Origin of the sequence: Myxococcus sp. AS-1-15 (assembly GCF_020037055.1) — a bacterium.
GTDB lineage: Bacteria > Myxococcota > Myxococcia > Myxococcales > Myxococcaceae > Myxococcus > Myxococcus fulvus.
Window position 1 is genome coordinate 1 of the sequence record NZ_JAIQDF010000030.1, and the last position, 25,735, is coordinate 25,735.

22 protein-coding genes are annotated in these 25,735 nt (G+C 70.0%); 13 read left to right on the forward strand and 9 right to left on the reverse strand.

From position 1 onward, the window contains the following. The 3 genes from K8625_RS42320 to K8625_RS42330 form a co-directional block, all read left to right on the forward strand. On the forward strand, window positions 1–1,437 hold a 1,437-nt coding region (locus tag K8625_RS42320; protein ID WP_223785926.1), incomplete at its 5' end, for a methyltransferase. After that, window positions 1,437–6,659, forward strand: coding sequence for a MupA/Atu3671 family FMN-dependent luciferase-like monooxygenase (locus tag K8625_RS42325; protein WP_223785927.1), 5,223 nt, complete (start codon window positions 1,437–1,439; stop codon window positions 6,657–6,659). The genes K8625_RS42320 and K8625_RS42325, both read left to right, overlap by 1 nt. Window positions 6,660–6,673: 14 nt before the next feature. Beyond that, on the forward strand, window positions 6,674–7,690 hold the full coding sequence (locus K8625_RS42330) for a fumarylacetoacetate hydrolase family protein (protein ID WP_223785928.1): 1,017 nt from the start codon (window positions 6,674–6,676) through the stop codon (window positions 7,688–7,690). 1 nt (window position 7,691) lies between these two features. Here the strand turns inward: K8625_RS42330 and K8625_RS42335 are convergent, their stop codons facing one another. Next, window positions 7,692–8,147, reverse strand: a complete 456-nt coding sequence (locus K8625_RS42335; protein ID WP_141331995.1) for a hypothetical protein — start codon at window positions 8,145–8,147, stop codon at window positions 7,692–7,694. Window positions 8,148–8,254: 107 nt separating this feature from the next. On the opposite strand from K8625_RS42335, the gene K8625_RS42340 reads away from it, so the two are divergent. Together K8625_RS42340 and K8625_RS42345 are read left to right on the forward strand one after the other, a co-directional pair. Beyond that, complete coding sequence (locus K8625_RS42340) at window positions 8,255–8,440, forward strand: hypothetical protein (protein ID WP_223750325.1); 186 nt, start codon at window positions 8,255–8,257, stop codon at window positions 8,438–8,440. Between the two features lie 198 nt (window positions 8,441–8,638). After that, complete coding sequence (locus K8625_RS42345) at window positions 8,639–9,460, forward strand: HEAT repeat domain-containing protein (RefSeq protein ID WP_223750326.1); 822 nt, start codon at window positions 8,639–8,641, stop codon at window positions 9,458–9,460. A gap of 6 nt (window positions 9,461–9,466) precedes the next feature. On the opposite strand, the gene K8625_RS42350 is transcribed toward K8625_RS42345, so the two are convergent. Both K8625_RS42350 and K8625_RS42355 read right to left on the reverse strand, forming a co-directional pair. Beyond that, window positions 9,467–9,910, reverse strand: coding sequence for a hypothetical protein (locus tag K8625_RS42350; protein WP_223750327.1), 444 nt, complete (start codon window positions 9,908–9,910; stop codon window positions 9,467–9,469). A 175-nt stretch (window positions 9,911–10,085) separates the two neighbouring features. Continuing rightward, entirely contained in the window at window positions 10,086–11,534 is a 1,449-nt protein-coding gene (locus K8625_RS42355) for an FAD-binding protein (RefSeq protein ID WP_223785929.1), read from the reverse strand. A 213-nt stretch (window positions 11,535–11,747) separates the two neighbouring features. On the opposite strand from K8625_RS42355, the gene K8625_RS42360 reads away from it, so the two are divergent. Further along, window positions 11,748–12,332 carry an alpha-ketoglutarate-dependent dioxygenase AlkB gene (locus K8625_RS42360; RefSeq protein ID WP_223785930.1) on the forward strand — a complete coding sequence of 195 codons (585 nt, stop codon included), beginning with the start codon at window positions 11,748–11,750 and terminating at the stop codon, window positions 12,330–12,332. A gap of 15 nt (window positions 12,333–12,347) precedes the next feature. On the opposite strand, the gene K8625_RS42365 is transcribed toward K8625_RS42360, so the two are convergent. After that, window positions 12,348–13,454, reverse strand: a complete 1,107-nt coding sequence (locus K8625_RS42365; protein WP_223750330.1) for a LuxR C-terminal-related transcriptional regulator — start codon at window positions 13,452–13,454, stop codon at window positions 12,348–12,350. Between the two features lie 194 nt (window positions 13,455–13,648). Between K8625_RS42365 and K8625_RS42370 the strand changes: the two genes are divergently transcribed. The 3 genes from K8625_RS42370 (at window position 13,649) to K8625_RS42380 (ending at window position 15,891) form a co-directional block, all read left to right on the forward strand. After that, complete coding sequence (locus K8625_RS42370) at window positions 13,649–14,674, forward strand: hypothetical protein (RefSeq protein WP_223785931.1); 1,026 nt, start codon at window positions 13,649–13,651, stop codon at window positions 14,672–14,674. A gap of 78 nt (window positions 14,675–14,752) precedes the next feature. Next, window positions 14,753–15,286 carry a DUF1697 domain-containing protein gene (locus K8625_RS42375; RefSeq protein ID WP_223785954.1) on the forward strand — a complete coding sequence of 178 codons (534 nt, stop codon included), beginning with the start codon at window positions 14,753–14,755 and terminating at the stop codon, window positions 15,284–15,286. A 29-nt stretch (window positions 15,287–15,315) separates the two neighbouring features. Beyond that, the gene (locus K8625_RS42380; RefSeq protein ID WP_223785932.1) at window positions 15,316–15,891 is read left to right on the forward strand and encodes a hypothetical protein; all 576 of its coding nucleotides are present in this window, start codon (window positions 15,316–15,318) and stop codon (window positions 15,889–15,891) included. A 39-nt stretch (window positions 15,892–15,930) separates the two neighbouring features. On the opposite strand, the gene K8625_RS42385 is transcribed toward K8625_RS42380, so the two are convergent. Continuing rightward, window positions 15,931–16,239, reverse strand: a complete 309-nt coding sequence (locus tag K8625_RS42385) for a nuclear transport factor 2 family protein (RefSeq protein ID WP_223785933.1) — start codon at window positions 16,237–16,239, stop codon at window positions 15,931–15,933. Window positions 16,240–16,273: 34 nt separating this feature from the next. On the opposite strand from K8625_RS42385, the gene K8625_RS42390 reads away from it, so the two are divergent. Then, the gene (locus tag K8625_RS42390) at window positions 16,274–16,600 is read left to right on the forward strand and encodes a hypothetical protein (RefSeq protein ID WP_223785934.1); all 327 of its coding nucleotides are present in this window, start codon (window positions 16,274–16,276) and stop codon (window positions 16,598–16,600) included. Between the two features lie 178 nt (window positions 16,601–16,778). Next, the gene (locus K8625_RS42395) at window positions 16,779–19,571 is read left to right on the forward strand and encodes an Ig-like domain-containing protein (protein ID WP_223785935.1); all 2,793 of its coding nucleotides are present in this window, start codon (window positions 16,779–16,781) and stop codon (window positions 19,569–19,571) included. A gap of 57 nt (window positions 19,572–19,628) precedes the next feature. Here the strand turns inward: K8625_RS42395 and K8625_RS42400 are convergent, their stop codons facing one another. Next, the gene (locus K8625_RS42400; RefSeq protein WP_223785936.1) at window positions 19,629–20,498 is read right to left on the reverse strand and encodes an SDR family oxidoreductase; all 870 of its coding nucleotides are present in this window, start codon (window positions 20,496–20,498) and stop codon (window positions 19,629–19,631) included. Window positions 20,499–20,599: 101 nt separating this feature from the next. Here K8625_RS42400 and K8625_RS42405 point away from each other — a divergent pair, with 101 nt between their 5' ends. After that, window positions 20,600–21,424: a helix-turn-helix transcriptional regulator gene (locus K8625_RS42405; RefSeq protein ID WP_223750336.1), complete on the forward strand. Its 825-nt coding sequence runs from the start codon at window positions 20,600–20,602 to the stop codon at window positions 21,422–21,424. A 383-nt stretch (window positions 21,425–21,807) separates the two neighbouring features. Here K8625_RS42405 and K8625_RS42410 read toward each other — a convergent pair whose 3' ends face one another. The 3 genes from K8625_RS42410 to K8625_RS42420 all read right to left on the reverse strand — a co-directional run bounded on the left by K8625_RS42410 (window position 21,808) and on the right by K8625_RS42420 (window position 24,771). Beyond that, window positions 21,808–22,728 (reverse strand): hypothetical protein, encoded by a 921-nt coding sequence (locus K8625_RS42410; RefSeq protein ID WP_223750337.1) that lies wholly within the window; start codon window positions 22,726–22,728, stop codon window positions 21,808–21,810. 142 nt (window positions 22,729–22,870) lie between these two features. Continuing rightward, complete coding sequence (locus K8625_RS42415; protein ID WP_223785937.1) at window positions 22,871–23,824, reverse strand: PQQ-binding-like beta-propeller repeat protein; 954 nt, start codon at window positions 23,822–23,824, stop codon at window positions 22,871–22,873. Window positions 23,825–23,988: 164 nt separating this feature from the next. After that, window positions 23,989–24,771, reverse strand: a complete 783-nt coding sequence (locus K8625_RS42420; protein WP_223785938.1) for an AraC family transcriptional regulator — start codon at window positions 24,769–24,771, stop codon at window positions 23,989–23,991. A 98-nt stretch (window positions 24,772–24,869) separates the two neighbouring features. Between K8625_RS42420 and K8625_RS42425 the strand changes: the two genes are divergently transcribed. Next, complete coding sequence (locus K8625_RS42425; protein WP_223785939.1) at window positions 24,870–25,697, forward strand: NAD(P)-dependent oxidoreductase; 828 nt, start codon at window positions 24,870–24,872, stop codon at window positions 25,695–25,697. Window positions 25,698–25,735: the final 38 nt, after the last annotated feature.

The following is a 25,735-nucleotide window of genomic DNA, read 5'->3' on the forward strand; positions in this document are numbered from 1 at the left end:
GGGGTGGACAAGGGGTACGCGCGCCGACGGGTGGCGCTGCCGACGTATCCCTTCCAGCGTGAGCGCTACTGGGTCGACTCGCTCATCCCCAACACCGATGTGCTGGTGACCTTCTACCGGACCATCGTCCAACTGGCGGAGGTCAACACGGCGGTGCAGTTCCCCTCGTTGCGCTTCGCGACGCTGCGCGAGCCCGTGCCCGGCTTCTCGTGGATCGCCATGTACCGGCCGGAGGCCGACCCCTCGAAGGAGGCGGTCTACAAGCAGTTCTACGACCTCGCCCTCCAGTCGAACCTCGAGATGGCGAAGACGCTCTACCGGGGGCTCGACTTCTCGTCCTTCACCCGCGTGCTCGACATCGGGTGTGGTCACGCCGCGGACCTCATCGACCTGGGCAAGGCGCATCCCCACCTGGAGCTGCATGGCTGCAACATCTCGCCCGACCAGATTGAAGCGGGGCGGCAGCGCATCCGCGGGCTCGGGCTGGATGGGCGCATCAAGCTCCACTACCAGGACAGCTCGCGCGACGCCTTCCCGTCCACGTACGACCTGGTCATCGCGTTCCAGGTCATCCACCACATCCGGAACAAGGCGGACCTCTTCGCGAACATCAGCCGGAGCCTGCGCAACGGCGGCTACCTGGTGATGGCGGAGACGCTGTCCAACATGGCGAGCGCCATCGAGCACCCGGAGTCCACCACCCTCTTCGTGCCCCAGGCCGAGTGGGCGGAGCTGCTCGCCCGCAACCACCTGCGCATCGTCGAGGCGGTCGAGTCCAGCCAGGAGATCGCCAACTTCCTCCACGACCCGGACTTCGAGCAGAACTTCACGCGGGTGACCCGCGACCTGGACGAGGTGACGCAGAAGCACCTGCACGGCATCCACATGCTGGGGGAGCTGCTCAAGCGTCGGCTGGCCGCCTACCTCCTGTTCACGGTGACCAAGGACGAGTCGATGGACGTGGACACGATTCGTCGCATCAACCTCGAGCGGCTGGGCGCGCGTGTCTCCTACGATGCCGCCTACAGCGCCGTGACGAAGGGGCCGTACGCGCTGCCGCCTCCTCCGGGGGCGCAGACGCTCCAGGACGCCGCCTCCGCCGCGAGCACCTTCTCGAAGACGCTGCTCTCCACGGAGCCCGGCCAGCGAGGCCCGCTGCTCGACAGCTATCTGCGGGAGCAGGTGGCCAACTTGTTGAAGATGCCGGTGGTCCGGCTGGACGCGGAGCAGCCCCTGAGCACCCTGGGCCTGGACTCGCTGTTGTCGCTCGAGCTGAAGCACAAGATCCACGCGGAGACGGGCGTGAGCCTGCAGCTCGATGAGCTGCTGCAGGGCGCGAGCATCGCGCACCTGTCGCAGCGCCTCGCCGAGCAGCTCGACGGGAGCGGCGCGGGCCGGACGGCCCCGAGTCAGGACTGGGAGGAAGGCGAGCTGTGATGACCGACGAACTCATCGCCGAGCTGTCCCGGCAGGGCGTCACGCTCTGGGTGGAGGGGGAGCGGCTGAAGTACCGGGCCCCCAAGGGCGCGCTGTCGCCGGAGCACCTGGCGAAGCTGTCCACGAACAAGGCCACGCTGGTGGAGCACCTGCGCCGGCTCGCGGCCGACGGTGAGTCCGTCCATCCGCTCTCCCACGGACAGCAGGCGCTCTGGTTCGTCTCCCAGGTGGCACCCGACAGCGCCGCCTACAACACGGCGCTGTCGATTCGCATCGTCTCCGAGCTGGACGTCGCCGCGCTGCGACGCGCCTGTCAGCGGCTCGTGGACCGACACGGCGCGCTGCGGACGACCTTCACCACGCACCAGGGACAGCCCGTCCAGCGGGTGCGTGAGCAGGCCGAGGTCCCGTTCGAGCAGGTCCCCGTCCCGGAGCTCGACCTCGAGTCCCTGCGGGCGCGGGTGACGCAGGCGTACGAGGCCCCGTTCGACCTGGAGCGGGGCCCGCTGATGCGCGTGCGGCTGTTCACGCGGGGCCCGCGCGACCACGTGCTGCTCATCGCCATCCACCACATCGTCTATGACGGATGGTCGCTGCTGGTGCTGGGAGAGGAGCTGCTGCGGCACCTCTACGCCGCGGAGAAGGCGGGCGCTCCCGCGACGCTGCCCGCGCCGCAGGCGACCTATGTGGACTACGTCCGCTGGCAGGCCGAGATGCTCGCGGGCGCCACGGGGCAGCGGCTCTGGGACTATTGGTCCCGACAGCTGGGCGGCGCGCTGCCGGCGCTGGACCTGCCCATCGCGCGTCCCCGGCCGCAGGTGCAGGGCTACGCGGGCGCGTCGGTCCCGGTGTCGTTGAAGGGGACGCTGCCCCGGCGATTGAGGGAGCTCTGTGAGCAGGAGGGCGTCACGCTGTACACGCTGCTCCTGGGCGCCTTCATGGGCCTGCTGCACCGCTACTCGGGGCAGGAGGACCTGCTCGTCGGAACGCCCACGCTGGGGAGGACGCAGCCCCAGTTCGCGAAGGTCGTGGGCAACTTCATGAACATGATGGTCCTGCGGGGAAATCTCTCCGGGGACCCTTCGTTCCGGGCCCTGCTCGGGCAGCTGCGGCAGACGGTCGTCGGCGCGCTCGCGCACCAGGACTTCCCCTTCCACCTGCTCGTGGAGAAGCTCAACCCGGAGCGCGACTCCGGCCGCTCACCCATCTTCCAGGTGGCGTTCATGCTCCAGCCCACGCCCCGGGAGGACATCTACCAGGGGGACGAGGCCCACCCCGCGCTGCCCGGGGGGCTGGTGCTGCGCCCCTTCGACATCCCGCAGCAAGAGGGCCAGTTCGACCTCTCGCTGGAGCTGACGGAGACGGACGCTTCGTTGGGCGGCGTGCTGAAGTACCGCACGGACCTGTTCGACGCGGCGAGCATCCACCGGATGGTGGGGCACCTGGAGACGCTGCTGGAGGGGCTCGTCGAGGACCCCGAGCGGCGCTTGTCGGAGCTGCCGCTGCTCACCCCCGAGGAGCGCCGCCAGGTGCTCGACACCTGGAACGACACCCGCTCCGCGCGGACCCCCGCGTCGTGCCTCCACGAGCTGTTCGAGGCGCGAGTGCGCGCGTCCCCGGAGTCCATCGCCCTGGTCGCCGGCGCCGAGCGGCTGAGCTACCGCGAGCTGGACGCGCGCGCCAATCGACTGGCGCACCGTCTGCGGGCGCTCGGCATCGGCCCCGAGGCGCGGGTGGGCCTCTGCGTCCCCCGGAGCGCCGACATGGTGGTGGGCATGCTCGGCATCCTGAAGGCCGGCGGCGCCTACGTGCCGATGGACCCGACCTATCCCGCCGACAGGCTCGCGTACATGCTCGGCGACTCCCAGGCGAAGGTCGTCCTGGTCGACGCGGGCCACGCGACGCGGCTGCCGGAGACGGGCGCGAAGGTGGTGCCGTTGCAGGCCGGCGGCGACGAGGTCGTGGACCCTCCGAGGAGCGGGGTGGTGGCGGAGAACGTCGCGTACACGCTCTACACCTCGGGCTCCACGGGGCGTCCCAAGGGCTGCATGGTCTGTCACCGCAACGTCGTGCGCTTCTTCGACGCGATGGATGACGCCATGGGCGCTCACGAGCGCGGCGTGTGGCTCGCCACGACGAGCATGTCGTTCGACATCTCCGTGCTGGAGCTCCTGTACTCGCTCACCCGGGGCTTCCAGGTGGTCCTCCGCGGCGAGCAGGGAGTATCGACCGGGACCGGCGCGTCCAGCAGGCCGCTCGAGTTCAGCCTCTTCTATTTCGCCAGCGACGAGCGCGAGCACACGAAGGCCAAGTACCGGCTGCTCCTGGAGGGTGCGCGGTTCGCGGACACGCATGGCTTCAAGGCGGTCTGGACGCCCGAGCGGCACTTCCACGCCTTCGGCGGGCTCTACCCGAATCCCTCCGTCGTCAGCGCGGCGCTCGCGGCGACCACCCGGAACATCCGGCTGCGCGCGGGCAGCATCGTGCTCCCGCTGCACAGCCCCATCCGGGTCGCGGAGGAGTGGTCCATCGTGGACAACCTCTCCGACGGACGCGTGGACCTCTCGTTCGCCTCGGGGTGGCACCCCAATGACTTCGTGCTCGCGCCCGAGCGCTTCGCCGATGCGCGCACCTCCTTCTTCGAGCAGATCTCCACCGTCAGGAGGCTCTGGAGGGGCGAGGCGGTGTCGTTCCGGAACGGACAGGGGCAGGACGTCCCGGTCCAGTCCCTTCCCCGGCCGGTCCAGCCGGACGTCCAGGTCTGGGTGACGGCGGCGGGCAACCCGGAGACGTTCCGCGCCGCGGGAGCGTCGGGCGCGCATGTGCTCACGCACCTGCTGGGGCAGAACCTCACGGAGCTGGCGAAGAAGGTCCGAATCTATCGGGAGGCCTGGGCGGCCGCGGGCCACGGGCCGGGGCCGGGCCACGTCACGCTCATGCTGCACACGTTCATGGGCGAGGACGTCGACGACATCCGCCAGAAGGTGAACGCGCCGCTGCGCCAGTACCTGAAGAGCTCCATCGGGCTGCTGCGCTCGGTCATCGGGCCCCTGCCACATGGGGGCGAGCTGGAGGCGCTCTCGGAGGCGGACGTCGACCAGCTGCTCGCGAAGGCCATCGACCGGTACTTCAACCAGCTGGGCCTGTTCGGGAACGTGGAGAGCTGCCTGCCGTTGATCGACAGGCTGCGCGAGCTGGGCGTGGACGAGGTCGCGTGTCTCATCGACTTCGGGATGGACGTCGACGCGACGCTGGCGGGGCTCGAGACGTTGAACGCCCTGAAGGAGCGTTGCACGCGGCCCCCATCCGCGCCCGAGGACATCCCCTCGCTCATCGCCGCGCACGGCGTCACCCACTTCCAGTGCACGCCGTCGATGTTGCGGATGTTGCTGCTGGAGCCGGGGGGCGTGGAGGCGCTGCGTCCGCTCCGCAAGCTCCTGGTGGGCGGCGAGGCCTTCCCCTCGGTCCTGGCGCGCCAGGTGCTCCCGAGGGTGGAGGGCGAGGTGCTCAACATGTACGGGCCGACCGAGACGACCATCTGGTCCTCGTTCGAGCGGGTGGAGGACGCGTCCCGGGTCACCATCGGCGGGCCCATCGCGGACACGCGGATGTACGTGCTGGACGCGCGGCTTTCGCCCGTGCCGGTGGGCATGCCCGGAGAGCTGTTCATCGGAGGCGAAGGGGTGGCGCGGGGCTATCTCCACCGCCCCGAGCTGTCGGCGGAGCGCTTCATTCCGGACCCCTTCGCGGGGGAGTCCGGCTTGCGCATGTACCGGACAGGAGACCGGGTCCGTCGTCTGCCCGAGGGGCGCATCGAGTTCCTGGGCCGCGAGGACCACCAGGTGAAGGTGCGGGGAGTACGCATCGAGCCGGGGGAAATCGAGGCGGAGCTGCGTCAGCACCCGGAGGTCCGTCAAGCGGTGGTGGTGGCGAGGGCCGACGCCTCGGGCGAGGTGGCGCTCACGGCCTATGTCGTGGCCGCGACGACCGTCACCCCCTCGGCGCTGTCGCGCTTCCTGAGGGACAGGCTGCCGCCCGCGATGATTCCCTCCCACTTCGTCCGGCTGGACGCGCTGCCGTTGACGCCGAACCAGAAGCTGGATGTCCGCGCCCTGCCGGTGCCCGAGGCTCCGGCGCCGGAGCTGTCGGCCGCGTACGTCGCGCCCAGGGACGCGCTGGAGCTGGAGCTGGTGGCGCTCTGGGAGGAGCTGTTCGATTTGCGCCCCATCGGCGTTACCAGCAGCTTCTTCCAGCTGGGCGGCCACTCGCTGCTGGCGGTCCGGTTGATGTCCCGGCTGCGCGCCCGCTGGGGGCGTCAGCTCCCCGTCTCCCTCCTGTTCCAGGCGGACACCATCCGTCAGCTCGCGGCCCTGCTCGTCCAGCAGGAGGGCGGTGCTCGCGCGCGGGAGCCGCTGGTGCGCATCCAGGAGACGGGCGACAAGCCGCCCCTGTTCTTCGTGCACCCGACGGGCGGCGACGTGCTGTGCTACGCGCCGCTGGCGAGGCAGCTCGGGCCCCGGCAGCCCTTCTATGCGCTGCAGGCGCTGCCGGACCAGGACGCGGGCTCCATCGAGGAGATGGCGGCGCGGTACCTGGAGGAGGTGCGCCGCGTCCGTCCGAGCGGGCCGTACCGCCTGGGGGGCTGGTCCACGGGCGGCATCGTCGCGCAGGCGATGGCGCGGCAGTTGGAGGCGCGGTCCGAGCAGGTGGAGCTGCTCCTGTTGTTGGAGACCTGGTCTCCGGAGCTCTACCAGCGGGCGGAGGAGCCCGGCGCGCTCATGGCGTGGTTCGCCACGGACCTGCTGGGGGGCGCGGAGGCGGCGAAGCTCGACGCGGTGAAGCTCCAGGCGCTCGATGAGGCGGGGCGCCTGGGCTACCTGGTCGAGCACGCCAAGGCCCTGGGCGCGCTTCCGGGGGTGGAGCTGCCGGAGATGGAGCAGCGCTTCCGGGTCTTCTCCCGCAACGCGCGGGCCCTGTCCCGCTACCGGGCGGAGCCCTATCGCGGCAAGGTGCTCTTCCTCCAGGCGGAGCAGCTGGCCGCGCCTTCGTCGGACACGCTGCCCGCGCCGGTGGAGAGCTGGGGGGAGCGGTTGCTCCAGGCCCAGCTGCATCAGGTGCCGGGCAATCACTACACGATGCTGCAGGCGCCGCATGTCCGCGAGGTCGCGGACCGGATGACCTGCTTCCTGGATGCGCTCACGGTGGCCGCCGGGCCACGTTGAAGGAGCCTTGGGTCATGGGAATTCATGTCGCGCGGTTCAGGATGGGAGGCGAGGTCCGGTGGGGATGGGTGCGGCGGGAGCAGGTCATCCCCATCCCGGGGCGGTACGAGTCCCTGGCGGAGTTCCTCGCGGAGGGGGCGGCGAGGGCGCGGGGGATGGTGGCGGCGGGGAGCGAGGGAGAGGGGCTCGCGCTGGCGAAGCTCGAGCTGCTCGCGCCGGTGACGTCGCCGTGCAACGTGGTCTGCCAGGGGCAGAACTACCGCAGCCACATGCTGGAGGTGGGGCAGGACCCGGACGCGAAGGACTTCAACCAGTTCTTCCGCAAGGCCTCGTCGTCGCTGGCCTCGAGCACGGAGGACATCGTCAAGCCGGGGCGGGTCCGGATGCTCGACTACGAAATCGAGCTGGGGCTGGTCATCGGCCGGAGGATTTCGGGGCCGGTGCGGGTGGAGCGGGGAGGGCTGCACGAGTTCGTCGCCGGAATCGTGATGGGCAATGACATCTCCGCCAGGGACCTCCAGCTCGCGGAGGGACAGTGGCACAAGGCGAAGAGCTTCCGGACCTTCTGTCCGGTGGGGCCGTATGTCTATCTGCTCGACGCGGAGGATTGCGCGCGGTTGATGGACCTGCGGCTCCAGCTGTCTGTCAATGGCGAGCCGAGGCAGGACGCGAGCACCTCGGAGATGCTCTACCCGCCGGAGGAGACGCTCACGGAGCTGTCGGAGGTGATGGACCTGTTCCCGGGGGACCTGGTGCTGACGGGGACGCCGGGCGGCGTGGCGGCGGGGCGCAACCTGTCGAAGCTTGCGCGACAGGTGGGCAGGTTCATCAGCGTCTTCCTGTCTGACAAGACGCTCGCGAAGCTCATCCTGAAGCAGGGCAACACGGCGGGCTACCTGAAGGAGGGGGACGTCCTGCGTGCCTCGATTTCGAGCCCGGACGGGGTCATCCACCTGGGGACCCAGGAGAACCGCATCGTGACGCGGGCCCTGGAGGCGCCGGTGCGCGAGGCTCGCGCGAAGGTGGGGTGAGTCATGGGTGGGGCCGCACGTCGACCACGGGGATGGGGGAGGTGGCCTTCGGCTCGGCCTCCCGCTTCGCGAGGATGGACGCACTGACAGGCCCCACCAGCAGACTCCCCAGCCAGAAGAAGAAGCCGAGCGTGGGGTAGAGCAGCTCGAGTTGCCGGGTCGGGCTGACACCCTCGTCCGCGGGGATGGAGTGGAAGTACCAGGACAAGGAGGAGAGCCCGACGAGCACCGCGAGGAAGCCTGTCCAGAAGGCCCCTCGATACCGGCCCATCAACAGCAGGAGGAGCGTGACGGCCAGCAAGGGGTTCGCGAACCAGCCCCCTTGCATCACGAACACGCCCAACCAGCCGGTGAGCAGGAGCGTTACACCCGACATCGTGTCCTCTTGCTTCGTCGCGGTGTTGTACAGGACGAGGGCGGGCAGGGCGCAGCTGACGATGAAGAGGACCGTCGACACGACCGCGGCGCTCGTCCGGGTCAACCAGGGCTTGGCGGCAGGAGCCATCGGAGCGTCGTCTGAAGGAGGTGCCATGGGTCGCGGATGATAGGGGAAACCCGGTCGACGTGGCGAACGGAGGCTTCCCCAGCGGTCTGGCCATCGACTCGACGAACCGCACGCTGTACGGGTCCGACTTCAACGGCAGCCGGGTGATGAGCGCCGGGCTGGACGGCAGCCATCCCACGCAGGTGGTAGGCGGTATCAACAGGCCGTCCGCCCTCGGGTTCGATGTCCCGAATGGCAAGGCGTAGGTCGTCACTACAACAACAGGACTCCCCTGGTGACGAACCCGACGACGGTGCATGGGATTGCCAGCGATGTCGCGGCTGGTCGGCTGTACTTCGCGGATGGGCTGGGGACCCGGATCCGGCCTGTGGCTGGCATGGAGGCCCGCGCCGTGGTCTGGTGCCACGACGGTCGCCCTCCGTCGTCCTGAGAGGACTTCACGCATGAATCATCCCGAGCATGGCGAAGCGAGGAGCCTCGAGGAGCTCATCCAGGTTGCCCTGGAGGGGGACGAAGAGGATGCGCGCGCCTGGGAGGCCATCCGGGCCCTGCATGCGCGGGGGACGCGTGACGTGCTGGACGCGGCCCTTGGGCTGCTCGGGTCCTCCTCCGCGAAGGCGCGGGGGCGCGGCGTGGACATCCTGGGCCAGCTCGGCGCTGGAAACCCGGTCTTCCAAACGGAGCGTGGGGACGCGCTGGTGGACCTGCTCCGGCGGGAGCGGGAGCCCGAGGTCCTCCTCTCCGCCGGGGTTGCCTTGAGCCACCTGGTGGAGCCCCGCGCCCTGGCCGTGCTCGTCGCGCTGGCAGGTCATCCCTCGGCCGAGGCGCGGTATGGCGCGGCGCATGGATTGGCGGTCCTGGATGCGCCGGAGGCGGTGGAGGCGCTCATCCGCCTGTCGGCCGACGAGGACCGCGATGTCCGGGACTGGGCGACGTTCGGGCTGGGGACGCTCATGGAGGCGCGTGACACGCCGGAGCTGCGGGACGCGCTCGTGGCGCGCCTCGGGGATGAGGACCCGGAGATTGTCGGGGAGGCGCTGGTGGGACTGGCGACTCGCAAGGATGCTCGCGCGGTCCAGCCCGTGCGCGCCGCGCTGAGGGGCGAGAGGGTGATGGTCTATGCGCTCGAGGCCGCCGCGGCCCTGGGCGACCCGAGCTTCCATCCGCTGCTGCTCGCCCTACGTGATGTCGGTGGCCCCGCGGAGGGCTACTTCCGGAGCGTCCTCGAGGAGGTCATCTCCCGGTTCGGGCAGGAGCCGGCTTGAGGGGCGTCACGGACAGAATGCCGGCAGGCTCGCCCGGAGGGCCGTGAGCTCGCTGAGCGAGTCGTTCATGGCGTTGATATCGGCGACGGTCGGAATCACCAGCGGCAAGCCCGCCTGGACCCGGACGATGGCGCCTCGCATGTCACCCTGCGTCTGCAACTGGACCGCGACCTCGGTGTCGACGTTGAAGGCCTCGGCGATGACCTCGGCGTCGAAGCCGGAGAAGATGTTCATGGCCGTGGCATTGACAGTCAATGATGCGAGGTCGCTGGTGGCCTGCAGGAGGTTGAGAGGACTCGGAGTGGCGACCGCCGTGAGCGTGGAGGCGACCGAGGCCTGTGCCGAGCCTACGTAGTTGTCGACCACGGTGAGCCACGTGCCCGCGGTCGAGTTCGCCGAAACGCACTGCTGGGCCTGGGCTGGCGCGACATGGAGGACCACGGCGAGCACGGCGACGGACCACCCGCTCAAACGAGAGGACATGTCTGGATTCTCCTGGGAGTTGCTGCTGGGTGACGACGAAACTCTCGCCTCGTCGTCACGCGGGCGTCAATCAATGCCAGTCATCCAGGAGGAGTGACTGTGTCTCCGTGGACACAGTCATTGGACGTTCCGCCACCCTCGCTCAGAAGATGCCTTGTCCCGGGGTGAGGACGTGGTCCGGGTCGTAGCGTCGCTTCGCGTGCGCGAACCGCTCCCAGTGGGGATGGAAGTGTCGGCGCCAGTCGGCGGGGCTCAAGGGCACGGCATCCACGGGGTAGATCTTCCCGCCGAGGGCCGTGAGCCGGTCGACGATGGCGCGGTTCTTCTGCACGAGGGCGGCGACGTTCTCCGGCGTCGGGGGAATCGCGGTGCGCAGCAGTGAGAAGAGGAAGACGTGTCTGTCGTTGGGCGTCCGCAGGAAGGGCGTGGTCAGCGCCGAGGCGCGGAAGGGGTAGAGGAGGATGGGCCCTTGTCCCATGTCGGCGTCGGTGGTCTGCGCGAGGACCTCCTGGACGAACTCCTCGGCGCACCGGGCGGGGACGAACATGTCCAGCCAGGGGTGGGGAAAACCCCAGACGCCGAGCTGCTTGAGCAGCTCGATCAGCGGCGCGAGCCGGTTGGCGAAGTCGAAGTAGCTGCCGTCCGTCACCTGGAGCGTCCCCGGTTGGAAGCGCAGGCCCGCGAGCAGCCGCGAGTCCTGGGGCTCCGAGCCCGGGGTGAAGTACTTCACCACCTCGAGCTGATACGCCCGGCCTCCGTTGGAGGAGACGACGGAGCCCTCGACGTAGTCGAAGCGGCCGTCCTCGATGAGCCGCCGCTGGTCCTCGAGGAAGCGGTGGAGGTCGTCGTACAGCGCGAGGTAGGTCCGGGCGCGGGGCTGCACCTCGACGAGCCGAACCCGGGCTCGCACGATGATGCCGAACTGGCCCAGGCCCGAGCGCACGGCGTCGAACAGGGGCCGCTCGCGCCAGCGTGAGCACCGCACGAGCTCGCCCCGGCCCGTGACGACGTCCAGCTCCAGGACGTTGTCCACCTGGAGACCCCAGCGGAACGCCTGTCCGCCGATGCCTCCCGCCGACAGCGTCCCGCCGATGCTCAGCTCGATGTAATCGGTCAGCACCGGGGGACTCTTGCCGCTGGGGAGCGAGGCCTGGAGCAGCTCGTGCCACCGGACGCCCGCATCCACCCAGGCGCTGTCCTGGTCCAGCTCGTGGAGGGTGGCCAGCGCGGACATGTCGACGACGATGCCCGCTGGCACCTGGGACTGGCCGAAGGTGCTGTGGCTCTCACCCAGGCCGCGCGCGGCGGCGATCTTCAGCCCCTGGCGGCGCGCGAAGCGGACCATGGCCACGATGTCCTTCACCGAGCCGGGCACGAGCACCGCCCACGGCGTGTGGTGCCGGATGTGACCGAAGTCGTCCGAGGCCGCGGTCCGCGACGCTTCGTCCAGCAGCAGCTCGCCATCGAGAGGGGGCAGGGGGACCGCGCCGGCCTCCGGCGTGGAGGCCCAGCTGCGGCTCATGGGATTGAACGCGACCGCCACCAACGCACCTTGGAGCAACGTCCTCCGGGACACCGTTCGACTCGACATTCACGCCTCCTTCGACGTCGGAGACTTCTAGCCCGGCGTTGTCCTGCCCAACAATTGCCCTCGCTTCGCGGTCTCCATCGCATGGGATGCACCGCGCCAGTCCCGTGCGACCATCACGTCGATGGCGGGCGGGCACTCGTGCGCCGCATCGGTGCGCGTGCATGGCGCTCGGTGACCTTGCCCGGATATGGGGACTGGACATATGTTCAGCCCATGGCAGAGCTGCGCTCCGTTCCCCTGGGCGAGGGTCATGAGGTCCTGGTGGGGCAGTTGCCTCGCGAGCTCGTGCCCTCGGACGAGGCCTTCGAGGACCTCTGGACGCTCCATCCCGTGGAGTTCCATGAGATACAGATTCATGGCCGCCGGGTCCGCACGCCCAGGTGGCAGCAGGCCTACGGCGCGGACTACCACTACACGGGGCGCGTCAACCGCGCCCTGCCCCTCACTCCGTCGATGGAGCGCTGGCTGCAGTGGGCGCGCTCCGAGTTCGACGCGCGCCTCAATGGCCTGTTGTTGAACTGGTACGAAGGCGCGGAGGACCACTACATCGGCAAGCATCGCGACAGCGATGTCCAGCGCATCGAGGGCACCCCCATCGTCACGCTCTCCTTCGGGCAACAGCGCGCGTTCCGCATGCGGCCCTGGAAGGGGGAGGGCTTCATCGACATCCCCGCGGTGAACGGGGGCGTCATCGTGATTCCGTGGGCGACGAACCGGGCCTTCACGCACGAGGTCCCTCCCTCCGCGCAGGCACGCGGGCGGAGGATTTCGGTGACGATTCGCGCCTTCAGCGCTTGAGTCCCGGGCGCGACGTCACGTGTCCGCGCAGAGGCCCTGCTCCTGCGCTAGCAGGATGAGCTTGGCCCGGCTGGGCACGGCCAGCTTGGCGTAGACGCGCTTCAGGTGCGTCTTCAAGGTGTTCAGCGAGCTGTCCAGGTCGTCCGCGATGGTCTGGTTGTCCCAGCCATTCAAGACCCGCTCCACCACGTCCATCTCGCGCGGCGTCAGGCGCTTGCGCCACTCCGCGGGAGCCTGCGCCCCGTGCCGCACCTCCTGGAAGATCATCGCCCACGGCATCCTCCCCGACTGCCCCGGCAACCGCAGGAAGGTCACCTTCAAGCTCCTCCCCGGGCGCCGGAAGGTCAGCACGTCCTGTCCGGAGAGCTGCTGGGGGCCGGAGCGACGGAGCCCCTCCAGCGCGTCCAGCAGCACCTGCGGCAGGCCGAAGCGGCCACAGGGCGCGTCCGGGAACCAGCGATGCAGCAGCGCCGTGGAGCGGGGCGTGCGCATCAGCTCGGTGGTGGGCGGGCTCAACACGATGCTGTCGAGCCCCGTGTGCCGGAAGAGCTGCTCCAGGAGGTCGCCCTGGTGCGCCAGGTCTTCCAGCATGCGGCAATTGCGCACGGTCCTCGCCAGGATGGGCGTCAGGCGCTGGAGGAAGGCGCGCTCCTTCTCCGTGAAGGCCTTCCGGGTCTCCCGGTACAGCGTGAAGCCGCTGTGCCAGCCCAGGCCCATGTCCATCAACACGGACAACACCCGCTCCACCGGCATGTGCATCTCCCGGCAGTACGCATACATGGCGCTGTCCTGCATCTGCCGGCGCGACAGCATCTCGGTGTCCCGCAGCACGGTGTTCGGCCGCCGAATCACCGCGGAGCTCACGAAACACTCGTCTGAAATCTCCGGGTAGCGGTCGAAGAAGACCTGCGGCATGTCCTGGACCATCGGCCAGTCGTATTGGCCGGGCGCCCCCGGATTGGACACACACAGCCCTCCGAAGTCCGCCGCCAGCACGCGTGACAGAATCCGGTGGGACTCCGAGAAGGCTTCCTTCAGGTCGAGCGAGCTGCTCAACGCCGTCATCACCTCCAGGAGCACCTGCTCCCCCTGCATGGAACCCGGCTGACGCTTCACGCGCATGACCTTGTCTCCCCGGTGGCTTCGAGTGTCGGCACGACGTCCGGGGGGATTTCTACCATGCGCGGCAACGACAGCCTTTCTCACGCCCCCTGGGTTCGGAGGGCGTCACCCCGATGGGTGATGCCGGCGCTCGACGGCTCTCCCGTATGTTTCTCGGGCCCGTTCGCCGTGTCTGTCCATTCGCTGGAGGTCCCATGTCCCCGCAGCCGTGCTGGATTCGTCTCACGTCGAGGATGTCATTGCTCGCGCTCCTGGCCGCCCTGAGCGCCGTCACCTGGAGCGCGCCGGCCCAGGCGCGAACGCCTGGAGGCATCATCGGCGTCGGGTATTACGGCCATCATGGCCCGCCGCCGTGGGTGGACGCCGCGTGCCGGTTCACGGCGGTCCACAAGCCCTGTGTCTGCGCACTCCCCGCCGTCGCCCCGCTCAATGAGACCCTGGGCTGTTCGAACACGAGCCAGGCGTGGGCCGACCTGGATGCCAAGAACACCTGCACCCGGCTCTGTACGCATCCGGCGAACAACCCGTCCGGCGACGGCGGCACCGTGGCGCGCCCCGGGGGCTCGGCGGACGGCGAGGTCCTGTTCCGGGGCTCCGGCGCCGTGAGGCGCCTGCAGACGGGCGGCTATCTTGGGTTCGTCCCGTACAGCGAGGCGCCTCTCGGGTACGGCCTGGACGTGGCGTGGGTGGCCTCGGCGGTCGTGGAGGCCACCACCGTGCCCTGGGTCTTCCTGGAGGACCTGGGCCCGGCCATCCAGTGGGATGACCCGAAGGGGAGCGCCGCCTTCGTCCAGGCCTACTCGAGCGAGCGCGGCGCGCCCCAGCCCATCGGGACCTGCCGCCACGCGCTGCAGGTCTCCTGTCCGCTGACGGACGTGAAGCTCGGTGACCGCCTCCAGGTCTGCTCGGGGCAGAGCGAGGAGGACGCGAAGCGCATCGCCCAGACGAGCTGCGCGCCGCTGCGCTACGAGGCGCTGAGCCGCTCCTGGAGTCCCTGGGCCCTGTATGGCGCCCCTTCGGAGCAGCCGCATCGCGCGCCCTCCGCGACCGTCGTCGCCGTGGGGCCCGGGCAGTTCCTGGGCTACGTCCCGTCCAGTCTCCAGGTCGTGGGCTTCCACGAGGACTGGACCCGGCTGGCCGAGGCGCTGCTGGAGCGCACCGACGGCACCACCGTGTGGCTCGCCGGCCCGGCGGAGTTCTACGCCCCCAAGGCCGAGTGAGTCCCGAGCGGTTCAGCGCGGCGCGCACCGTGAGCATCCGGACACCGCGCTTCGGCGCCCGCGTGGCACACTCACGTGATGACTCGTTACGCGCTCCTGCTCCGTGGTGTGAATGTGGGCACGAAGAACAGCCTGCCGATGGCCGAGCTGCGCGCGATGCTGTCGCGGCTCGGCTGCGGCGACGTGAAGACCTACGTGCAGAGCGGCAACGCGGTGTTCACCACGAAGCTCGGCGTGGCGGAGCTCACCAAGGGCATCGAGGAGGCGCTGGAGCAGTTCATGCGGCGGCCCATCTCCACGACGCTGCGGACGCTGAAGCAGCTGCAAGCCGTCGTCGACGGCAACCCGTTCGCGGACGTGGCGACGAACCCCTCCTCCCTGTGCGTGACGTTCCTCTCGGCCGCGCCGACGAAGGCGGAGCTGGCGCCCCTGCATGCCCAGGACTGGGGGCCGGAGCTGTTCCAGGTCGCGGGCAAGGAGATCTACTCCTGGTACCCGAACGGCCAGGGGAAGAGCGCGCTGGCGGTCGCGCTCGGGAAGCTGGCCTTGCGCGGCACGGCCACGACGCGCAACTGGAACACCGTGCTGAAACTCCTGGAGCTGCTCGGCTAGGCTCCAAGGCCTCCATGGCCATCGACTTCATGGTTCTGCCTCTCAGCCGCTACATTGTCGGTGATTTCATCACCCCGGCGATGCGCTCCGCGTGGGCGAGCGGCGTCCCGTATTCCATCATCGGGCCGGAAGGTGCCCGGCCGCTTCCGGAAGGACTGCCATTCGGCGGCCCTGAGGCGCCGGTTCGTCGCGCCAGGGTCATCGACATGTTGGTGGAGGACCTGCGGCAGCTCCCAGTCTCCACGCCAGACCCACTGTGGGACGAGCGCTCCGAGGCCGAGCCTCGCTTCCACCGCGTGGACCCCGCCTCGTACGAGGCGCTCCTGGAGGAGGCACGCAGGCCCGGCAAGTCGTTCCTGGGTTTCCGCAAGAGAGGCGAGGGCGACCGCGTCCATGTGGCCGCCATGCTGTTTCTTCCCCGCGACTTCGAGGCGACCTTCGAGATGACGACGCCGCTGCGGCGCCTCACCGGTTCGACGCCCCGGGCCCTGGCGGCACTGGAGCGGATGCACTGGCCCGACAACGCGAAGGCCGCGGTCGACAGCCTCCGCGCCGCGCTCGTGGACTCCCGGGACCACCAGGTGCCGATGATCGTGGACTGGTGAGGGTCAGGCCCGCGGGGAGGGGAAAGGGACGTCGTCGGCTCAGGGCGAGGCGGACGTGGGCCGCGACGGGGCCTCCGCCCGGGGCTCGCGGTGGTACACCTTGGCCACGATGCGCCACCTGCCGTCCACCTTGAGCAGGGAGATGTAGTCGATGAAGTCCCACTTCGCCGTGCGCGCGGACACCTTGACGACGGCCGCGCTGCCGGTGACGTCCACGCCCGGTGAGCCGCCATGGGGGGCGGTGAGCGGGGGCGCTGGACCGACACGGGCGCCGGTGAAGCCGCGCGTGCTGCTTCCGAGCAGGCGGACCCGTGGGGCCTGCTTCTCGGGGACTCCTGGATAGGTCATGATTCTCCTTCCCCCTTGTCGTGAAGGAGTCGCCATGCAAGCCAAGCGTCTGGTCGTTTCCCTGTTCGCGATGTGCAGCCTGTCCCTGGTGGCCTGCGGTGGTGGAGCCGAGTCCGAGTTCGACGCGCCGGAGGGCGAGGTGATGGCGAGCACGGAGCAGGGCATCGGCATCCCGCCCAACTGCCCGAACAACGACCTCATCTACTGGTTCGAGAACATCCGTGCCTGTGTGGTGAAGTGCGGCGCCTCGCGCATCCAGGCCACCCCCGCCACGCAGTACGCCGGCTGTCAGTCGAACCTGCCCGCCACGCGCACGCTCATCAACGTGAACTACTGCATCCCCGGCTGCGACCTGCAGTAGCCCGTGCGTCCCAGGGCCGGGACACTGGCTGTGCGCCGTGTCCCGGTGGCCCTCGGGCTGGTCCATTCCGTCGAGTGGCGCGTTTGTCCGTGCGACCTGCGCCGCCGGGCTCCGTTATGGGGGCAGCACCCCACCGGGTTTCTCCGGCCCTGGGGGGCTTCTTCCTGTGAGGGGGCTTGTGAAGCACCAACGCGTTCGTTCGTACCCGAGACTTCCGTCCGTTCCCTGGCTGCGCACCCTGCTGCTCTGCGTGGCCCTGGCCGCGTGTGGAGGAGGGGAGGACAAGAAACCACCCGCGCCTCCTCCTCCGGCCAACACGGCCCCGTCCGGGCATGACGACCTGCTCGCGACCGATGAGGACACCGCCCTGGTGATTCCGGGCGCGTCGCTCGTGTCCAACGACGTCGACGCGGACGGCGACTCGCTGACCGTGACGGCCGTCGGCAAGGCGACCCATGGCGGCGTGACGCTGGTGGGCGGCACCGTCACCTTCACCCCGGAGGCGGACTTCTTCGGAACCGCGACGTTCGAGTACACGGTGGGGGATGGCCGCCTGACGGACACCGCGCGGGTCACCGTCACGGTCAACGCCGTGAACGATGCCCCTGTCGCCGTGGCGGACGGCGCGAGCACCGACGAGGATGTCGCGCTCGTCGTCCCCGCGGCCACGCTCGTCGCCAATGACACGGACGTGGATGGGGACACGCTCTGGGTGGCGGGCGTCGGCGCCGCGACGCATGGCACCGTGACGCTCGCGGATGGCAACGTCACCTTCACCCCGGAGGCGAACCACCACGGGAGCGCCAGCTTCGAGTACACGGTCAGCGACGGGCTGTTGACGCACACCGCGACGGTGGCCGTCACGGTCCGCTCCGTGGAAGACGCTCCGGTCGCCGTCGCCGACACCGTGTACGCCCGGAGGAATACCTCGCGGTACATCAAGGTCGAGGAGCTCACCGCGAATGACGACATGGGCGATGGCTTCCTGCTCAACCTCGCTGGCGTGGGCTCGGCGGTCCATTGCACCGTGAAGATCGACGGCGGGATGATCGACTTCAGGCCGGAGGCGGACTTCACCGGGTCGGCGACGTTCCACTACACGGTCAGGAATCTGGCCGGAACCACCAGCGCGAGCGTGACCGTCATCGTGGGCGAGGCGCCCGTGGCCGTCGACGATACCGTGAGCACCCTCGAGGACACCGTGCTGGTCATCCCGACCGCCACGCTCGTCGCGAATGACATCGACGTCGACACCGACGACCTCCTGGTGGAGGGCGTCTACTCGGCCACGAATGGCACCGTGAAGCTGGAGGGGCAGAACGTCATCTTCACGCCGGCGGTGGACTTCTTCGGGACGGCGACGTTCAGGTATGAGGTCTCCGACCGGGCCAGCTTCAGCTTCGGGACGGTGAGCGTCACCGTCAACCCGGTCAACGACGCCCCCGTGGTGGTCGCGGATTCAGCGGTGGCCAGTGTGGACGTCGCGCTGCGCGTCCCCGTGGCGACGCTGCTCTTCAACGACCGTGACGTGGAGGCAGACGCGCTGGCGGTGACGGGAGTCTCGAACGCGCGCAACGGCACGGTCGAGCTCGTCGGGGACGCCGTGCGATTCACGCCCGCGTCGGGCTTCGTGGGCGCCGCCGGCTTCGACTACCAGGTGGCCGACACCCACGGCGCCACCAGCACCGGCTCGGTCGACGTGCGCGTGCGTGGCTACGCGGTGAAGTCCGTCTTCGCCGGGGTGGGGACCACGTGCGCGGTCTTCACGGATGGACGGCTCAAGTGCTGGGGTGAGAACAGCAAGGGGCAGCTGGGGCTCGAGCACACCGACAACCGAGGGGGGGGCCGTGGCTTCAACCTGATGAGCAACCTCCCCTTCGTCAACATGGGTTCGGACGCGCGGGCGGCGATGATGGGCCTGGGAATGGGCTTCGGCTGCGCGCTCTTCGAGGGAGGCTCGGTCAAGTGCTGGGGTGACAACGCGCAGGGCCAGCTGGGGCTCGGCGACACGCGGCGCCGCGGAGACGGCCCTGGCGAGATGGGCGACGCGTTGCCCCGGCTGGACCTGGGCGCGGGGCGGACCGCGAAGACGCTCGTCAGCGGGCTGAATCACCTGTGCGCCATCCTCGATGATGGGGCGGTCAAGTGCTGGGGTGACAACGGGAATGGCCGGCTGGGGCTCGGCGATACGGAGCACCGCGGAGATGGCCCGGGGGAGATGGGCAACGCGCTGCCTGCCGTGAGCCTCGGCACGGGGCGGACCGCGAAGGCGCTCGCCGCGGGAGGTCGTCACACGTGCGCGCTCCTGGATGACGGCTCGGTCAAGTGCTGGGGCGATAACAACTGGGGCGAGCTGGGGCTCGGTGACACGGCGGAGCGCGGAGATGGCCCGGGCGAGATGGGCGACGCGCTGCCTCGGGTGAACCTGGGCACGGGGAGGACCGCGAAGGCGATTGCCGCCCGTGAGTTCTCCACGTGCGCGCTCCTGGATGATGGCTCCATCAAGTGCTGGGGCGGCAACCAGTACGGCGCGCTCGGCCTCGGCGACAAGGTGCACCGGGGAGACAACGCGGGTGAGATGGGAGACGCCTTGCCGCGAGTCGACCTGGGGACGGGGCGGACCGCGAAGGCGCTCACCGTTGGCGGCATCTACACCTGCGCGCTCCTGGATGACGGCTCCGTCAAGTGCTGGGGCGGCGGCTACTGGGGGCAGCTCGGGTCCGGCGACTGGAACGAGCGTGGAGGCGCGCCGGGCGAGATGGGCGAGGCACTGCCCCGGGTGAACCTGGGCGCGGGTCGCGCCGTGACGTCCCTCGTGGCGGGCTACCACCACACGTGCGCCACCTTCGATGAGGGCAGCGTCAAGTGCTGGGGCTCCAACGCCAGCGGGGAGCTGGGGCTCGACGACGAGGACCACCGCGGAGACAACCCGGGCGAGATGGGCGAGGCCCTCCCGCCCGTCGAGCTGTAGTCACACGAGGACGGCGCGGATGGGCGGGGCTTGCCCGTCCGCGCTCCCTCGCGCCCGTCAGTAGTCGGGGTGCTCGATGTCCGCGAGCAACGCCGGGCCGGTGGGGTTCCATCCCAGCACGGCCCGCGTGCGCTCGCTCGAGCCCGGCATGTCGGCCAGGGCGAAGTCCGCGAGCCAGCCGAAGTGCTCGCGGCCGCGCGGCTCGACCGGCACGCCCAGGCGGCGGCCGATGACCCGCGCGATGTCTCGCAGGGCGACGCCTTGCTCCGCGATGGCGTGATAGACGCGCTCGCCCACGCCGTGCTCCAGCGCCAGCCGATACAGCCGGCCCGCATCCGACACGTGCACGGCGGACCAGCGATTCGTCCCCTCACCCAGGTACGCCGACACGCCCTTCTCGCGCGCCAGCTGAATCAGGAAGGGCACGAAGCCGTGGTCTCCCACGCCATGGACGGAGGGCGGCAGCCGCACCGTGGCCACGCGGACGCCGCGCTCGGCCAGCTGGATGGCCGAGGCCTCCGAGCGGCGCGGATAGTCGGCGTGGTCGACCGGCAGGTCGGCCTCGGTGGGGATGCGGCCGGGCGCCAGCCTCGCCATGCCGGACGTCACCAGCAGCGGCTTGTCCGTGCCGGCCAGGGCTTCACCCAGTACCTCGATGGCGCGCTGGTCCTGTCTGGCGTTGTTGGCGAACTTCGAGAAGTCGTGATTGAAGGCCAGGTGGATGACCGCATCGGACTGCCTGGCCGCGTCAGCCAGCGCCCCCAGGTCGTCCAGGGTGGCGCGCAGCACCCGGGCGCCGGTCCGCGCCAGTCCCGCTGCCTTGTCCTCCGAGCGGGCGAGCCCCAGCACCTGGTGCCCGGCCCCCAGCAGCTCCTGGACCACGCGCGAGCCGACCCACCCCGTGGCTCCGGTCACGAACACGTTCATGTGCACCTCCTGTTTGCGTGAGAGGCAGGCACTGTGGGCGCGTTCTTCATCCTGTTAAAGTCGAGAGCTTATCCAGGTATGGCGACCAACAGGATGGGCGTATGGCCAACGAGACTCCACTGGGTGCCTATTTGAGGGAGCGGCGGACCCGGCTCGACCCGATTGCGTTGGGCTATCCGGCCGGGCGGCGGCGCACGGCGGGGTTGCGGCGCGAGGAGGTGGCGCAGCGGGCCCACATCAGCCCCACCTGGTACAGCTGGCTGGAGCAGGGCCGGGGCGGCGCGCCCTCGGCGCAGGTGTTGGACCGCCTGGCGCAGGCGTTGATGCTGACCGACGTCGAGCGCGAGCACCTGTTCCTGTTGGGGCTGGGGCGGCCACCGGAGGTGCGGTACCGGCCCGTCGAGGGCGTCACACCGCGCTTGCAGCGCGTGCTGGATGCGATGGGCGTCTGCCCGGCGATGGTCCACACCGCGACGTGGGACATCGTGGCCTGGAATCGCGCCGCGACCGTGGTCCTGTCCGACTACGGCACGCTGCCGCCGGACCGCCGCAACGTGTTGCGCCAGATATTCCTGAACCCGAAGGCGCGCGAGCTCAACTTCGATTGGGAGTCGGTGGCGCGGTTCGTGGTCGGTGTGTTCCGCGGCCACGCGGCCCGCGCCGGGGCGGCCCAGACGGTGCAGCCGCTGGTCGACGAGCTGTGCCGGGACAGCCCGGAGTTCGCGGCGATGTGGCGCGAGAACGACGTGAGGTCCTTCGGCGAGGGCGTGAAGCGGCTGCGCCACCCCGTGCTGGGTGCCCTCACGCTGGAGTACTCGTCGTTCGCCGTGGATGGCCGGCCCGACCTGGCCATGCTCGTCTACAACCCGATGGAGGAGGCGGACGCGGTGAAGATTCGCGGGTTGATGGAGGGCCGGGGCGCATAGGGGCTTTGCGCAAGGGCCTCACGCGAAGCGCAGGCCCGAGAGCTGCTCCGACTCGTGCCACGACCGTCGGGCGGCCGCCTCGTCCCTGGCGCGCGGGGGCACCTTCGCGTCAGCGGGCAAGCCCCGCGTCTCTCCGAGGTTCCTCGGGCCGTGGTAGCGAGCGGGTTGATGGGCGTGCTCTCGCCCCTCGTGCGAGGACTCGCGCCACGCTGAGCGAGGTTCGGGCAGGGCCGAAACCTGCGCGACTCCCGCTTCACCTCGCGAGGTCCGTGGAAACCCAACAGCCCTGCCGGGTTCGACAGGGGGGGCCCGGAGCTCGAAGCAGGCAGCGCGGCGGCCTTCCGTGGGGAGGGCCGCCGTCTGCATGCCGGGAGGCACCGTGGCTACTTGGGCGCCACCGTGCCGGTGAACGTGCCACTCAGGTCCCCGAACGCGTGGAGGCTGAAGACCATGGTGGACTGGAACTCGAAGGGGGTCGTCTCGGGATAGCCGCCTGGGTCCACGGTGCCCCTGAACGGCTGGCTCTCATGTGAGACGAAGTCGAGCGGAGCGCCGCTGCCCACGCCCTCAATCAGGAAGGTGCTGAGCACCTGATACCCGTTCGGGAGGCTGGTCACCCTGAAGAGGAAGGAGCGCCCCTTGAAGAAGGGGGACACGTGCTTCTCCAGCAGGGCCCCGTCCGGTCCGCCGAACTGGACGAAGATGGGGCCGGTCTCCACGGAGAGGGCCTTCGGGCCGCCTCCCTCCCTGACCACGCGAGAGGTCTCGAAGCTGATGACGAAGGGCACGCTCTTGCCCACCAGCGACGCGAACTCGGAGTCCGGAGGACCTTCGTGCTGGGTGAACGTCAGGGTGCCTGAGATGGAGCCCCCGTTGTCCACCTGGATGCCCACGTCCACGCCGCCGCTGCCCGCGAGCTTGAAGAGGTAGCGCACCTCGGTGAGCTTCCCCTGGATGACCGAGAAGGCCAGCACGGAGGGCGACAGTCGCTGGGCGCTCAGGGGCGTACCGGGTGCCGACAGGCGCTCCAGGTGCCAGCTTCCCCCCAGCTCGATGGTGTAGTCGCCCTCGATGAGTGGCACGGTCAACGTGTCGGCGGACGTGTCCGAGATGAACACCGTCTGGGCGCCCGTGATGTTGAACGTGGCGCCGACCAGCTTGACCGCCCCCTCGGGGCTCTGCGCCGTCAGCGGCAACCGCAGCGTCCCCTGGGTGGCTTCGGAGGGCGGCTCCAGCCCGACTCCATCACCGCAGGCCACGAACATCAGCGCGAGGAGACACGTACCCCACCTGCTCAGTCCCATTCCTTGACACTCCTGTATTGAGAGGAATCACGGGTAGGGACGCGTGCCGCGTTCGTCAAGTGTGGGGCTGCTCGATTCGTGGCGCCGCCCGCCTCCCAGACCCCGTGCGGTCCACGGAGTGCCCCGGCGCCGTGGGTCGCCGCTACGCCAGCGCGACGACGGCGCGGTCACAGCCCACGTAGAGGGTGCCGTCGGCGATGAGCGGTGCCGTCGTCACGCGACAGGGGGCCCTCCACCGCCAGCGCTCCGTCCCTTCCTGAAGCGTCCAGGCGTGTACGGCGTTGCGGGCCCCCATGTAGACGAGTCCCCCGGCGATGGTTGGTGAGGCCGTGCTGGCGGGTGGTTTGTCGAGCGCGACCGACCAGCGCTCCTTCCCGGTCTCCTCGTCCACGGCGTGGAGCATCGAGTGATAGCCGGTGAAGCACACGACACCGTCCGCGACGGCGGGCGCTCCCCAGAGCGCGCCGGGCGTCTGGTAGGCCCAACGCTGCTCGCCGCTGTCGAGGTCGAGCGCGTGAAGGCGCTGTCCCAGCCCGGACAAGGCATAGACCGTGTCGCCGTGGACGGCGGGGGCTCCGCCATGGCTCATCGAACCGGTCTCCACCGACCAGCGCTCGGCCCCCGTGGCGCGGTCGAGCGCGACCACGTGTCCCTGGGTGAAGCCCTGGCAGGTCCCGACGATGACTTGCTCTCGCGTCACGCTGACCGCGGACTGCACGCTCCCGCCACAGCGGAGCTGCACGCGCCATTGCTCGGTCCCCGTGCGCGCGTCGATGGCGAGGACCGCGCCGGACCGGGTCCCCACATAGACGACGTCGTCGACGACGATGGGCGAGGAGGTCGCCTCGGAGTCGCATGAGACGCTCCAGCGGAGGGCGTGCGTGCCCAGGTCGACGGCGTGACACTGCCCGCCGCCGACGACGAAGAGCAGGCCCCGCGCGACCATCGGATGCGAGAGGCTCTCGGGGCTGGCGCCGCCGACCCGCACGCTCCAGAGCTCCTTCCCCTTCGCGAGGTCGAGCGCGTAGAGCCTGTCGTTGTCGTAGTTCGCGAACAGCATGCCGTCGTGGATGGCGGGCGTGTTGCGCGTCGTCACGAGCGCGCGCGGCGCGAACTTCCAGCGGGCTCGCTTGACCGCGAGCGGTCCCGTTCCCTCGAAGTGTCCGGTCCGCGCGGCATTGGCGCCGAAGAAGATGGAGCGAGATGCGTCCGACAGAGGGGGTCTCCGGCCTGGGGGGCAGTGGGGCACTGGCCCGGGTGTCAGCTGATCAACTCCGTCGCTCGGAGCTCACGGAGGAACCCCTGGGGCGTCAGACCCGTGAACGCGCGGAACTCGGCGATGAGGTGCGCCTGGTCGTAATAGCCGGCGTCGGCGGCGATGTCCGCCCAGGGGGCGTGTTCGTCCTCGGATGCGGCGCGCAGCGCGCGATGGAAGCGGACGAGCCTGGCGAAGGCCTTGGGACCCACGCCGACGGTCTCCCGGAACACGCGACGCAGATGTCTGTCGCTCACCCCGATGTCACCCGCGACGTCGTTCACCGTGCCGCTCGAGAGGCGCTCGGCGGCGTCGAGGGCGAGTCGTGGGTGGGCGCGGCGTCCGTTGGTGCGCGCGAGGCGTTCGGCGATGGCGCGCTCCAGGATGTCCGCCGCCTGGGCCGTGTCGTCGGTGTCGCCCAGCCGCTCGAAGAGCCGCCGGGCCGCGGCATCGCCCCACAGGTCCTCGAGTGCGACGATGCTTCCGGCGAGGGCGGAGGCCGGGACGCCGAGCACCGCCTCATGCGCGCCCAGGTGGAGCCGCGCCGTCACGGTCCGCTGTCCGTGGTGGATTTGCTTGCGACGCACCCGCTGCATTCCGCCCATCGCGTGTGCGTCCAGGCCCCTTCGCGCCGCCGGCCCGAACCGAACGACGAGATGGACCTCGGGCCGCGGAATCAGGAGGCCCCGCACGTCGTGGTCGCGCTCGTCCACGAACAGCGCGGCTACAGCGGACGCGACCGAGGCGCCCGGCGCGATGTGATGGCGATGGACAAGGCCCGCATGCATGCCCTGACTCTGGCCCGCGCTCGACGGCGGCGCAAGCGTGGGGGCACGTGTCCGTTTTCTCCAATCCTCGCCGCGCCTGGGCGGGCGAAGGTCGGCCCATGAAAATCCTTGTCACCGGAGCGACCGGAAAGGTCGGAAGCCGACTCACCCAGCGACTCGCCGAGCGGGGCCATGACGTGCGTGCCCTCGTCCGCGAGCCCACCCGCGCTGTCTTCCCGAAGGAGGCGCGGGTGGAGCTCGCCCAGGGCGACCTGCTCGACGCGGGCTCGCTGGTGCCCGCCGTGCGCGGCGTCGACGCCGTGGTCCACTGCGCCGCGTTCTTCCGCGGCGCGACGCCCGAGCAGGCGCACGCGGTCAATGACCTGGGCACGCAGCACCTCGCGGCCGCCGCACGTGCCGCGTCCGTGAAGCGCTTCATCTTCACGAGCACCGGCCTGGTCCATGGCTCGACGGGGGGACGCCTCGTCGGCGAGGAAGACTCCTGTGCGCCGACCGTGGCCTATCCGGTGAGCAAGCTCGCCGCCGAGCGCTTCCTCCTCGGAGTCGAAGGGCTCGACGTGCGGGTGCTGCGCCTGCCGTTCGTGTACGGCGATGGGGACCCTCACATCGAGGAGGTGGTGCCGATGATGCGCGGCTTCCCGGCGGCCCAACGCATGTCGATTGCCCACCACGCCGACGTCGCGCAGGCCGTGGCACGCCTGCTCGAGGCGCCTTCGCCGGCGCACCGCATCTACAACGTGGTCGACGACGAGGCGCCTGACCTCGCCACGCTCTTCGCATCGGTGGGGCAGCCCCCGCCCGATGGCTCGAACGCCGAGTTCGCGCGCGCTTTCGACGTGCTCCTCGACGGGCGCCGCATCCGCGAGGACCTCGGGTTCAAGCCGGTGTTCCCCCGCCTCGCCGACGCGCTCGCGGCGGGTGCATAGAACAGACGTGCTCCCGGAGCAGCTTCAGCCAGCGAGCC